This is a genomic window from Rhodoferax sediminis (assembly GCF_006970865.1).
Lineage (GTDB): Bacteria > Pseudomonadota > Gammaproteobacteria > Burkholderiales > Burkholderiaceae_C > Rhodoferax_A > Rhodoferax_A sediminis.
Map to the genome: position 1 here is coordinate 465635 of NZ_CP035503.1, position 13443 is coordinate 479077.

At 63.5% G+C, this 13443-nt stretch carries 5 protein-coding genes; 2 read left to right on the forward strand and 3 right to left on the reverse strand.

The genetic code is table 11. The annotated features are described in order from the left end of the window. The first annotated feature begins 61 nt into the window (after nucleotides 1–61). Together uvrA and EUB48_RS02240 are read left to right on the forward strand one after the other, a co-directional pair. A complete protein-coding gene (uvrA, locus tag EUB48_RS02235) occupies nucleotides 62–5872 on the forward strand; it encodes an excinuclease ABC subunit UvrA (protein ID WP_142817424.1) in 5811 nt (1936 codons plus the stop codon). Nucleotides 5873–5906: 34 nt separating this feature from the next. Then, a complete protein-coding gene (locus EUB48_RS02240; RefSeq protein WP_142817425.1) occupies nucleotides 5907–6953 on the forward strand; it encodes a histone deacetylase family protein in 1047 nt (348 codons plus the stop codon). 9 nt (nucleotides 6954–6962) lie between these two features. Here EUB48_RS02240 and EUB48_RS02245 read toward each other — a convergent pair whose 3' ends face one another. The 3 genes from EUB48_RS02245 to EUB48_RS02255 all read right to left on the reverse strand — a co-directional run bounded on the left by EUB48_RS02245 (nucleotide 6963) and on the right by EUB48_RS02255 (nucleotide 13349). Continuing rightward, nucleotides 6963–8051 (reverse strand): PDDEXK nuclease domain-containing protein, encoded by a 1089-nt coding sequence (locus EUB48_RS02245; RefSeq protein ID WP_142817426.1) that lies wholly within the window; start codon nucleotides 8049–8051, stop codon nucleotides 6963–6965. 1225 nt (nucleotides 8052–9276) lie between these two features. Next, nucleotides 9277–12234: a helicase-related protein gene (locus EUB48_RS02250; RefSeq protein ID WP_142817427.1), complete on the reverse strand. Its 2958-nt coding sequence runs from the start codon at nucleotides 12232–12234 to the stop codon at nucleotides 9277–9279. Nucleotides 12235–12293: 59 nt separating this feature from the next. Continuing rightward, nucleotides 12294–13349 (reverse strand): extracellular catalytic domain type 1 short-chain-length polyhydroxyalkanoate depolymerase, encoded by a 1056-nt coding sequence (locus tag EUB48_RS02255; RefSeq protein WP_142817428.1) that lies wholly within the window; start codon nucleotides 13347–13349, stop codon nucleotides 12294–12296. Nucleotides 13350–13443: the final 94 nt, after the last annotated feature.

Below are 13443 nucleotides of genomic sequence, written 5' to 3' on the forward strand. Positions count from 1 at the left end.
GCCGCGTTGAGGGTGCCGGACTGCCTAGAATGTTCGGGCTCACCAGGAAGAATCACAAGACATGCCCCAAGGTCTCATCCGCATTCGCGGCGCGCGCCAGCACAACCTCAAAAACCTTGACCTCGACATCCGCACCGGCGAGCTGACGGTGGTGACCGGGCCGAGCGGCTCGGGCAAATCCAGCCTGGTGTTCGACACGCTGTACGCCGAAGGCCAGCGCCGTTACGTGGAAACCTTCTCCGCGTACGCGCGGCAGTTTCTGGACCGCATGGACAAGCCCGCGGTGGACAAGGTGGAGGGCGTGCCGCCGGCGATCGCCATCGACCAGACCAACCCGGTGCGCTCCTCGCGCTCCACGGTCGGCACCATGACCGAGCTCAACGACCATCTCAAGCTGCTGTTCGCGCGCGCCGCGCAGCTGTTCGACCGCGCCACGGCGTTGCCAGTGCGGCACGATTCGCCCGAGACCATCTACGCACAGATCCTGGAGCGCGTGGCGGCCTTCGCCGTGGATCCGCGTCTGGTGTTCACCTTCCCGGTAGAACTGCCCGCCAACACCAGCCCCGAGGAAATCGAACAATGGCTGTCGGCCAGCGGCTTCACCAAGGTGCAGGCCGAGCGGGTCGTGGGGGCTCGTAAGGTGCTCGACGTGGTGGCCGACCGCTTTCGCATCGGCAGCACCGAAAAGGCCCGCGTCGTCGAAGCCATCGAGGTGGCGCTCAAGCGCGGCAGCGGGCGGCTCAATGTGTATGTCGTGGGCTCTGACCTCCTGTCCCCTGCCGCGTCCGGGGAAATGTGGCGCTTCTCGACCGGCCTGCACTGTCCCGAAAGCGACCTGCGCTACACCGACCCGATCCCGTCGATGTTCTCGTTCAACTCACCGGTCGGAGCCTGCGAAACCTGCCGCGGCTTTGGCCGCGTGATCGGGGTCGACTATGGCCTGGTCATCCCCAACGACAAGCTCACGCTGCGCGCCGGTGCCATCAAGCCGATGCAGACGCCGGCCTGGCAGGAATGCCAGGACGACCTGATGCGCCACGCCGAGGCGGCCGGCATTCCGCGCGACACACCGTACGCCAGGCTCACGCCCGAGCACCAGCACTGGGTCATCAACGGCTCGCCGAACTGGAACGGCAAATGGAACCAGCACTGGTTCGGCGTCAAACGCTTTTTCGAATACCTCGAAACCAAGTCGTACAAGATGCACATTCGCGTGCTGCTGTCCAAGTACCGCAGCTACACGCGCTGCGACACCTGCGGTGGCGCTCGCCTCAAGCTGGAGAGCCTGCTGTGGCGCATCGGCAGCAAGCTTGACGCCGATGCGGTGCTGGAACCGTCCAGGCGTTTCATGCCGCAAGGCGTGGCCTGGTCGCGCGCGCAGCTCGAAGCGCTGCCCGGACTGTGCCTGCACGATTTGATGCTGCTGCCGATCGACCGGTTGCGGCGCTTTTTCGACCGCATGACGCTCGACCCTTCCAGTCATGCCAGCGCGGGTGATACCCAGGCGCTCAAGCTGCTGTATGAAGAAATCACCACGCGCCTCAAGTACCTCTGCGATGTCGGCATTGGCTATCTGACGCTGGACCGGCAGAGCCGCACGCTGTCGGGCGGCGAGGTGCAGCGCATCAACCTGACGACCGCGCTGGGCACCTCGCTGGTCAACACGCTGTTTGTGCTGGACGAGCCCAGCATCGGCCTGCACCCGCGCGACATGCACCGCATCATCGAGGCCATGCAGCGGCTGCGCGATGCCGGCAACACGCTGGTGGTGGTGGAGCACGACCCGGCCGTGATGCTGGCGGCCGACCGCATGATCGACATGGGCCCGGGCCCGGGCGAGCGCGGCGGCCAGATCGTGTTCGATGGCACCACCGAAGAACTCCGGCACGCCGACACCCTGACCGGCGCCTACCTGGGCGGGCGCAAGCAGGTCGGCATGGGCTTCAAGCGCATGGTGCTAGATGCCACGCCGCGCCTTATCCTGGAAGGCGCGCGCGAGCACAACCTGGACAACGTCAGCGTCGAGTTTCCGCTGCAGCGCCTGGTCTGTGTCACGGGCGTCAGCGGCTCGGGCAAGTCCACGCTGATCCAGGACGTGCTGGCGCCGGCCCTGTTGCGCCACTTTGGCAAATCGACCGAATCGGCAGGCCTGCACGACCGCCTGCTGGGCGCCGACCATCTGAGCGAGGTGGTGTTCGTCGACCAGTCGCCGATCGGCAAGACCGCGCGCTCCAACCCGGCCAGCTATGTGGGCGCCTGGGACACGGTGCGCGAGCTGTTTGCCAACGCGGCGCTGTCGCGCCAGCGCGGCTACACGGCCTCGAAGTTCAGCTTCAACAGCGGCGATGGCCGCTGCCCGACCTGCGGCGGCTCCGGCTTCGAGCACGTGGAGATGCAGTTCCTGTCCGACGTCTACCTGCGCTGCCCGGACTGCGACGGCAAGCGCTACCGGCCCGAGATTCTGGAGGTCACGATCGAGCGCCCTTCGACAGGCTCAGGACAGACCAGGAGCATGAATGTGGCCGACGTGCTGGACCTGACCGTCAGCGAAGCGGCGACTTTGTTTGCCACCGACCGCGACGTGATCCGCGCGCTGCAGCCGATTGTCGATGTGGGGCTCGAGTACGTGAAGCTGGGACAGCCGGTGCCGACGCTGTCGGGCGGCGAGGCGCAGCGCCTCAAGCTGGCCGGGTTCCTCGCAGAGGCCGCCAGGAGCGCCAGCGCCAGCCGGCAGCCTATGGCCCGGCGCGGCACGCTGTTCCTGTTCGACGAGCCGACCACCGGGCTGCATTTCGATGACATCGCCAAGCTCATGCGCGCGCTGCGCAAGCTGCTCGATGCGGGCCATTCGCTGGTTGTGATCGAGCACAACCTGGACGTGATCCGTGCCAGCGACTGGCTCATCGACATGGGGCCGGAAGGCGGCGACGCGGGCGGGCGCATCGTCGCCGTGGGAACACCCGAGGAGGTGCGCCTGCATCCCACCTCGCATACCGGCAAGGCGCTGCGCGATTACGAGCGCTCCCTCGGGCTCGGCGCGCACACGGCCGAAGAGGGCGTGCCGCTGCAGACCCTGGTGCGCGCGCGCCGCGCCCGCGTTGCCAGCGACGACGCGATCCAGATCGTCAACGCCCGCGAGCACAACCTCAAGAGCCTGTCGGTGAATATTCCGCGCGGCAAGTTCAGCGTGGTCACGGGGGTCAGCGGCTCGGGCAAGTCCACGCTGGCATTCGATATCCTGTTTAACGAAGGTCAGCGCCGCTACCTCGAATCGCTCAACGCCTATGCGCGCTCCATCGTGCAGCCCGCCGGCCGGCCCGAGGTGGATGCGGTGTACGGCATTCCGCCCACGGTGGCGATCGAGCAGCGCCTGTCGCGCGGCGGACGCAAGAGCACGGTCGGCACCACCACCGAGGTCTGGCACTTTTTGCGCCTGCTGTACGTCAAGCTCGGGGTGCAGCACTGCATTCACGATGGCGCCGCCGTGGCGCCGCAAACGCCCGACAGCATTGCCGCACAGCTGCTCACAAGCTTTCGCGGCCAGCACATCGGCCTGCTCGCGCCGCTGGTGCTGAACCGCAAGGGCGTCTACACCGAGCTGGCCGACTGGGCGCGCCCGCGCGGCTACACGCATCTGCGGGTCGATGGCAACTTTCTGCCCACCACCGGCTTTCCGCGCATCGACCGCTTCAAGGAACACACCATCGAACTGCCGGTTGCCAGCCTCGATGTGGCGCCCGAGAACGAGGCGCTGCTGCGCCAGGCGCTGGCCACGGCGCTGGAGCACGGCAAGGGCGTGGTGCATGTGCTGAGCGGTCTTACGGGGCTGCGCGCCGCCATGATGGCCGGCACGCCGACGGCCGAGATCGGCCGGCTGGAGGCTTTCTCCACCAAGCGCGCCTGCCCGGTCTGCGCGACCTCCTACGCGGAGCTCGATCCGCGTCTTTTCTCCTACAACAGCAAGCATGGCTGGTGCCCCGACTGCGTTGGCACCGGCGTGCGGCTCACATCGGCGCAACGCAAGGTGTTCGACGACTCGGTGCATGACGACGACAACAAGGGGCGCGAACGCACCTTCGCCGAGCCCGAGCTGGAGGACGTGGTGGACGAGACCTGTCCGACCTGCCACGGCACGCGCCTGAACGCCACGGCGCGCGCCGTGCTGTTCGGAGCGGGGCCGGCCCTTCGCCCCGGCGTTGCCATCACCGACATCGCCCGCCTCTCGGTCACCGATGTGCGCCGCTGGATCGAGGGCCTGGCGGCGGTGGGGCGCATGACTCAGCGGGAGAAAGATATCGCGCGCGACCTGCTCCCCGAGATCAAAAGCCGCCTCGAATTCCTCGAAGAGGTGGGCCTGGGCTACCTCACGCTGGACCGCGGCGCGCCCACGCTCAGCGGCGGCGAGGCCCAGCGCATCCGGCTCGCGGCCCAGCTCGGCAGCAACCTGCAGGGCGTGTGCTATGTACTCGACGAGCCGACTATCGGTCTGCACGCGCGCGACAACCAGATCCTGCTGAACGCCCTGCACAAGCTCGGCGACAAGGGCAATACGCTGGTGGTGGTCGAGCACGACGAGGACACCATTCGCCGCGCCGACCACATCATCGACATCGGCCCGAGTGCTGGCAAGCGCGGTGGTCGGCTGGTGGCCGAAGGTTCGGTCGCCGACATCGAAGCGGCCGCCGATTCGCAAACCGGCCGCTACCTGCGCCACGCGATGGAACATCCGCTGCACCCCAGGCGCGCAGTCGATGTACCCGAATCTCTTCGTTGGCTCACTGTGCAAGGCGCCAACCTGCACAACCTGCAAGACGTCAACGTCGCCATCCCGCTGCAGCGCCTGGTCGCCATCACCGGCGTCAGCGGCTCGGGCAAGTCCACGCTGGCGCGCGACGTGCTGCTGACCAATGTACAGGCCGCCGTGGCCCAGCGCGCCACGCGGGCCGGGCGCGAGGCGAGCGACGCCGGCAAGCATCCAGTCTGGATCGGCTGCAGCGGCGTGGGCGGCTTTGAGTCGGTGGACCGCGTGCTCGAAGTGGACCAGACCCCCATCGGCAAGACCCCGCGCAGCTGCCCGGCCACCTACATCGGTTTCTGGGACACCATCCGCAAGCTGTTTGCCGAGACGCTGGAGGCGCGTGCACGCGGCTACGCGGCCAACCGCTTCAGCTTCAACACCGGCGAGGGCCGCTGCGCCGGCTGCGAAGGCCAGGGCATCCGCACCATCGCGATGAGCTTCCTGCCCGACGTCAAGGTGCTGTGCGAAACCTGCCACGGCGCGCGCTTCAACCCCGAGACGCTGGCGGTGACCTGGCGTGGCAAGAGCATTGGCGACGTGCTGCAGATGGAGGTGGACGAGGCGGTCGACTTCTTTGCCGCCATGCCCAACATCAGCCATCCGCTGCAACTGCTGAAAGACGTGGGCTTGGGTTACCTCACGCTCGGCCAGCCATCGCCCACACTCAGCGGCGGCGAGACCCAGCGCATCAAGCTGGTGACCGAACTCAGCAAGGTGCGCGACGACATCACGCGGCGCGGCCAGAAGGCGCCGCACACGCTGTACGTGCTGGACGAGCCCACCGTGGGCCTGCACATGGCCGACGTGGAAAAGCTCATCCATGTGCTGCACCGGCTGGTGGGCGGCGGCCATAGCGTGCTGGTGATCGAGCACGACCTCGACGTGATCGCCGAGGCCGACTGGATCATCGACCTGGGTCCCGAAGGTGGCGACGCGGGCGGCCGTATCGTCGCCGCGGCGCCACCGCAGGAGGTGGTGCGGCTCGGTACGCACACGGGCGTGGCGCTGGCGCCGGTGCTGCGCCCGCAGCGCGAGAGTTATCAACAAAATCGGCATGAGGCCCTTATGAAATAAGCGCAGTGCGCTATCAATTCAGAAGCGAACCGAGATGCTGACCCTCTACAACGACCAGCACGCCCTGCACCATGGCAAGACCGAAATGTTCCGCGGCGAACTCGTGCCGTGCTTCGAAGTACCGGCGCGTGCCGACTACGTGCTGCAGGAACTCAAGCGGCGCGGCCTCGGCACGATCGAGGCGCCGGGCGCGTTCGATGACGCGGCCATCACGCGCGTGCATGCGCCGCGCTACATCGAGTTTTTGCGGCTCGCCTGGGCTGAGTGGGTCGCGCTCGACCCGGCCAACGCGCAGCGCGATGCGCTGCCCTCGTACTGGCCCATCCGCGGTTTTCGCAGCGACGTGTTGCCCGCCAGTTTTGCGGCACGCATGGGCCTGTTCTCTTTCGACGCGGGCACGCCACTGACCGCGGGCACCTGGGCCGCCGCGCGCGCTGGCGCCGCCTGCGCGTTCACGGCCGCACGGCGCCTGCTGCAAGGCGAGCGCGCGACCTTTGCGCTTACCCGTCCGCCCGGCCACCATGCGGGCGCCGACTTCTTTGGCGGCTACTGCTTTCTGAACAACGCGGCAATCGCGGCGCAAACCCTGCGCGATGCGGGCGTGCAGCGCGTCGCGGTGCTCGACATCGACTACCACCACGGCAACGGCACGCAGGCGATCTTCTACGAGCGCGCCGACGTGCAGTTCACCAGCATTCACGGCGACCCGCACACCGAGTATCCGTACTACCTGGGCTATGCCGACGAGCGCGGTGCCGGCGCCGGGCTCGGCTTCAACCACAACCTGCCGCTGGCGCGCGGCAGCGACTTTTCCGCATGGCGCGCCGCCCTGCACACAGCGCTGCAGGGCGTTGCCGCCGTCAAGCCCGGCGCGCTGGTAGTCTCGCTCGGGCTCGACACCTTCGTGGGCGACCCGATCTCGGGCTTCACGCTGCAAAGCGCGGACTACCTGCAGGTCGGCGCCGATCTGGCGCGCGCGGGCCTGCCCACCGTGTTCGTCTTCGAGGGCGGCTACGCGGTGGCAGAGGTCGGCGTCAATGCGGTCAATGTGCTCGAAGGGTTCGCGCAGGCGGCTGGCTGAAACCTCAAGTCAAACAGGTCCGCCGCCCAGTTCCTGTTCAATCTGCTCGATGCTGGGCAGTTTCGACGCCAGTTCGGCCGGCAGCGCGCGGGTCAGCTCGAAGGTGGAGATGCCAATTGGCTTGTCCACGCCGCGCAGGGCATACTCGGCAATGACTTCGTTTTGCTGCTGGCACAGGATCAGTCCGATAGTCGGCGCATCTTGCGTGTGCCTGAGCACATCATCCACCACGCTGCAATAGAAGTTCATCTTGCCGGCGTATTCCGGCTTGAACGCGCCGCGCTTGAGCTCTATGACGATGTAGCACCGCAGCCGCAAGTGATAGAACAGCAGGTCGATGTAAAAGTCCTGCTCGCCAACCGCCACGTGGTACTGGCGCCCGACAAAGGCGAATCCCTGTCCCAGTTCCAGCAGGAATTTTTCCAGATGCCGGATCAGCCCGGTTTCCAATTCCCGCTCGTGGAACGGCTCTTCTAACGTCAGGAAGTCGAACAGGTAGGGGTCTTTCAGGGTTTGCTGCACCAGATCAGACTGCGGCGGTGGCAACCGCAGCGCGAAGTTGCTGGTCGTCTTGCCTTGGCGTGCGTGGGCGCTCGTCTCGATCTGCATTTGCAAGACACTGCGGCTCCAGCCTTGGGCCAGGGTTGCCTGCATGTACCACCTGCGTGTTGCTGCATCCTTGATCTTCTCCATCAGCAGCAGGTGGTGTCCCCATGGGATGGACGCAAGCAATTCGGCCGGGAAAAGTGCCACGGGCTGTGGCACTTTTCCAGCCGATTCAATTTGTGCCACGGCTTGTGGCACAAATTGCAGCGCGGGATACTCGCGGTAAAACGCCAGCATGCGCTTGATATTGCGCTCCGAGAACCCTTTGACTTCGGGCAACTCGTTGCGAATATCCCGCGCCAGTCTGGGGATGACCGCGGCGCCCCAGCCTTTAAGCTTCTGCCGCGCATCCAGCATCTGGCCAATCTCCCAATACAGGCGAATCAGCTCGGCATTGACGGCCAGCATCGCCCGTGTCTGGGCCTGCCCGATGCGCTGCTTAATGTCGGCCAGCAGCGCGGGGTAATGCGATGGGGGGACTGGTTGATTCATTCTGATATCTGCCATTCAGTCAGGTTACGTCAGCTATCAGGCATCGCCAAAAAGTTTGGCCACATCAACTTGGTCTGCCCTAGCTGCAATCAACCTGACTTTCCTAGCCTGCCGGCAATCCAGTCCTTGCACCTTGCAATGCGAGTACTGACTGGCAGCCGTGCCGAATACCTTCTCCATCCGCTGCAGAAAATAGTCTGTGGTCGCTTCCGGTGCGATGACGTCGACATGACGGTCAGGGTGTACCCGCAAGATGTCATTGAAATGCTCGTCAGCATTGTTGAATGAGTAGCCCACTACAACAATATGCTTCGCCGCCTTGATCCAGTCAGACGCTTCGCTCCAAAGGGTGATGTACTTATGGGACAACATTGGTTTGAGGCGCAAGGGTGGGACCAGTGCAGGGATGACGTGGCGCTGCAGGCGTATGTCTTCATTTTTGACATCGATATTGGGGGCAATCTGCTCACGGATGAACGTGGCGGGATCAAGGGTCAGGATTCCCTCAATAGGCAGCAGGTCCCGCGTGTCCATGCGAACGTACTCAGCCAATCCACCATGGAAATACACTGTGCGCCCGTCGGTCAATTGCTCTTTCAGGAATGAGGTGTAGTTGAGCGTGATAGCACGTACGGTGTGGGGCAGATGGCCGTAGAAGGGCAAGACCTGGTCCGCATGCGCTTCAAGAACCTCCTTCTGACGAGCAACCAAAAAGGCCCACAATGCCCACGCGATGTAGAGATAGTTCTTAATGTCTGCCGTTTTATCGTTGTAAAAGCCCAGAAACTTCTCAATCAGCAGGGTTTCAATGTTGAGCATGTCAGCGCCCAGCGCCGCGGCCACCTCATGCCGATCACCACTGAGTCCCAGCTTCAGCGTGCGTTTGAGCACTGCTTTGAAGGTGTCCGACAAAGACAGTTTGTGGATGTCCAGAATCGAATCGCTATCGATCAAATCGTCTGCGTCTTTCGGGAACACTTCGCGAATGAGCGCCGTTGTTTCATCGTCCAGTTGGCTGTGCTCTGCGATGGTCGCCAGCTTGTTGAACAGCCGAATGATCAGATCACCGTGCTTTCGCACGTCGGCCTTGTCGGCGGGCAGCGTGGCAATGGCTTCGTGCACCCGCTGAACCATGGCTTTTTGCTCGTGCGCTTCCCGCGTTGCAATCTTGTCTACCGCGCGCGCGATCATGTAGTTAAAGCTGAATCGCAGGCCCGGCAACATTTCACGCAAGGCGTCGTCTACCGGTTTTCCGGGTCCATCCAGGTAGCGCGTAACATCCGCAAGCAATGTATTTGCCAACGGGAAGTCGATACCGGTCGTGCGGTCCACGCCCGCACCCAAAATCAACAAGTGGTCCGTCATCAAATTCTCCTCCTGTGTTGTTTATTTTTTCCTTACCAATTCCAGAAACCTCTCCACTGCAGTCGTAGCGTCCACTACTTCCTGCCGTGGAATGTTCGGCGCGCTGGGGTGTGAGTAGGGATTCATCACCACGTTTTTGAACATCTCGATCCGCTGCAGGCAGCCGGTCCAATCCGCTTGCATCACCGTTGCTGGCCGATATATCTACCAGTGCCATGCGCGCTTCGACGCGGTTTTTCAGGTTGATGTACTTGTTCAGGTCGGGCGTGGGCCAGAAGTTGACAAGCTGAATGCTGGCGTTGGGACTGCCGATACGGTCTATTCGGCCAAAGCGCTGGATGATGCGCACCGGATTCCAGTGGATGTCGTAGTTGACCAGCAGGTCGCAGTCTTGCAGGTTCTGACCCTCCGAGATGCAGTCGGTGGCGATCAGGATATCGATCTCGCCGTCCTGCGGCATGCTGGGCATCTTGTCGCGCTGTTTGGCGCGGGGCGCGAAGTTGGTGAGTATCTGATTGAAGTCTGCCTTGCCGAAGGTGCTGCGGTTGGGGCGCGCGCCGCCGGAGACCAACGCGATATTGAGCTTGAGCGACTGCGTGGCCCAAGCTTCCAGTTGTTCATACAGATAAGCCGCCGTGTCGGCAAATGCGCAGAACACGATGACCTTGCGGTTAGCTTCACCCCGGTTGTTGGTGCTGGGGTGGGTGGTTTTGGTTTTGATCAGGGTCTTGAGTTCCTCCAGCTTGGCGTCGCGTTCCGGACCAACGCCACCCGCACTCTCCGCGAGCATGGACAGTTGCTGTTTGTCGGCCGACAGGTCGGCCAGCCAACGGTCCACGTCCATGTGCTCCATGTGGTATTTGAGCGTGCCCACCTCGAAGGCCTCGCGCAGTTCTTCGTCTTCTTCGGCCTCCATGAGGAACAGGGTGGCTTGTAAATCCTCTGCCCTCCCGTTGCGCAGTTTTTGGTAGGCGCTAAGGCGCTCCTCCAGATTCTCAATCTTGCCCACGGTGCGCTCCATCGTGATGGCAAACGATTTCACTGAACTTTCTAACCGCTTGAGAAAATTGACCTTCATCATGCCGATCAGGAATTTCTCACGCGTCTCCTGGCTGAAGTTGCGTACATTGACTTCGCCCTGGTACTGGTCCTTGAACTGGGGCAGAACATAAGTGGACGGTTTGAACAAAGAGAGTTGGTATTTTTCAATCTCCTCATTCAGCTTGTCATAGGTGGGGAAGCGGTGTTTTTTGTCGATGTCCGAGTAAATGGAAACTGGCTTGGTCCGCTTGGGGAAGTGGCCGATTTGTGCCAAGGACGCACGATAGTATTTCTGAATGTGCTTGCGTGAGCGGGCAATAGTCAGCTCATCCAGCAAAGTGAAAAAACCTGCTGGCAGGCGGTCCATCAGATCTTTCGGGTTGCGCTCGCCGGCACGCTTGGCCCATTCACTAAAGGTCTTCTGTGCGGTATCGAGTGTCTGCTTGATGCTGGCGATACCGGTGGATGGGAACAGGGCGTGGTCCTGGCCTTCGGATACCAAATAGAGCTGGTTGCGCAGGTCCTTCAGGTCGTTGTTGACCGGTGTAGCCGAGAGCAGCATTACCTTGGTTTTGACGCCGGCCTGAATGATGTCTTGCATCAGGCGCTCGTAGCGGCTCTTCTTGACAATGTTCCCCTCTTCGTCGCGTTTGCCTTTGACGTTGTTGCGGAAGTTGTGCGACTCGTCGATGACGATCAGGTCAAAGTTGCCCCAGTTCAGCGCGCCCAGATCAATGTCACCAGCGTAGCCCGACTCGCGTGACAGGTCGGTGTGGGACAGCACGGTGTAGGCAAAGCGGTCTTTGAGAAAGGGGTTCAACTGGCTGGCGTTTTGCGCAAGGTATACCGTCCAGTTCTCACGAAGTTTTTTCGGACACAGCACCAGTACGCGATGGTTACGCAGCTCGAAATATTTGATGACGGCGAGCGCCGAATAGGTTTTACCCAGGCCCACGCTGTCGGCCAGGATGCAGCCGTTGTGGGTGTTGATTTTCTGGATAGCGCCCTTGACGCCGTCTTTCTGGAATTCAAACAAGGCCTTCCAGATGTCGGTGTCGGTGATGGCGGTGTTGTCAAAGAATTGCGCCGCTTCTTCCTGCCCCGAAAGGAACTTTTCAAAGACATGGAACAGGGTCTTGAAGTAGATGAACTCCGGAGAATGATCGACATAGAGCTGAGCAAGATATTCCAGCACCTTGGCTTTGACATCTTCCACCAGAGCAGTGTCCGACCACAATTCGTCAAACCAGACTTTCAGGTCCGCGCGGTCGCGGTCGCTATCGACGACCATGTTGAGCTCGATGTTCGGTGCGGTCGAGAGGCCCAGCCCCCTTCGCGTGAAGTTGGAGCTGCCCATGAGGGCGTGTTCGCGCCGCCCGTCGTCAATGTGATACAGCTTGCCGTGCAGCAGGTTGGTCTCGCGGATAGAACGGATTTCGACCTTGTTCTTGATCCACTCGGCACAGCGCCGCGCCACTTCCTTCTGCTGCAGGCGGTTGGCCAGCTCCAGGCCTTCGTCTTCTATCTTGAAGGCCTTCTTGTCCGTCTTGTCGGGGTCAAGGGCGTGAATGAAGCGCGGCTCGCCAAACAGGAACTGCAGAGACTCTACGCCGTCGAGCTGCTGGCTCAGCGCCTCGTAGGCGTAGATGGTGAAATAGGCCGACACCACCGACAGGTGACTGCCTTGAGTGATCTTGCTGGAAAGAAAGTCGGCGACTCGGCCACGATGGTGGTTGTCCTTGATGCCGTGGTGATTCTGTGCCGGGGTGAATGCCATATTGCCTCTCTGCTTCAGCGGCAATTATGGGGGGTGATTTATGGCGTCTGGTGTTCTGCCTATGGCGTCTGGTGTTCTGCCGCGGCGAACTGCCGCGAGGCGAAGGCCCACACCAGCCGCGTGGCGTCCGGTCCGGCCGCGTCGCTGAACGGCGCGCGCGCCGCGCCGCCGCTCCAGGCATGGCCGAGCTGCGCGATCTGGCACAGCGTCACGCACGTGTGGCCCTGGTGCTTGTAGTCGGTCACGCGCATCGGATGGCGCTTGCCGCGTTGCAGGACGCGCGGGCCGCCGGGCGCGGCGCCGGTGGCCGTGGCCCAGATGGTGGCGCTGTCTTGCGCGTTGCTCGGCGCGACGATGACGTCGGCATCGCCATGCAGCACCAGCAGTGGCGGCAGCGTCGTGAAGGCCGCCGCGGCGCCCAACGCCTTGCCCACGGCGGTGGCCAGTAGCGCCGGCGGATGCCGGCCGCGCATGGCGCCGAGTGCGGTCACGGGCGACTTGGCCGCGCCGGGTGCCACGCCCGAATGCATCGCCACCGCCCGGAAGCGCACCGGGTAGCGCGTGGCGAGCAGCGCCGCCATGCCGGCGCCGGCCGACAGGCCCGCGACGGCCACGCGTTCGCGGTCCGCCCGGTACAGCAGGCACACCTGGTCGACGGCGGCCATCAGCGTAGCGGCTTCGGCGTCGGCCTTGCCGGAGCGGCGGTCGTACCAGTTCCAGCAGCCCTGGGCGTTGGCCAGCCGGTCCTGCTCCGGATAGAGCACCAGAAAGCGATGGTGCGCGGCCAGCTGGTCCATGCGCGTGCTCACCGCGAAATCGCGGCCCGTCTGCCCGCAGCCGTGCAGCATGACCATGAGAGGCAAGCGCTCCCCGGGCTGCAGCTTGAGATCCGGTGGACGATACAGGTGGTAGCCGCGCGCGCCGGCCGGGCCGAGCGCCATGCCGGCGATCCAGTCGCCGCGTCCTGGCGGTGGTTTGAGGTGTTTTGCGGTGGCACGCTGCAGTTGCCCGGCCATCCGTCGTCCGCCTTGCAGGGTGGCCTTCGTGAGCGCCTTGACGTTGCGCTGGTAGGCGCGCGTCAGGGCGGAAGCGGCGGAGGAGGAACGGCGGGCCATCGGTGTATGCGTCGGGCGTGTAGATGCACGACGGACACCATAGCAGCTTCGTGTTGCCGCCGCGTTACAAGACGGCGCCGGCTTGGGCTCTGCG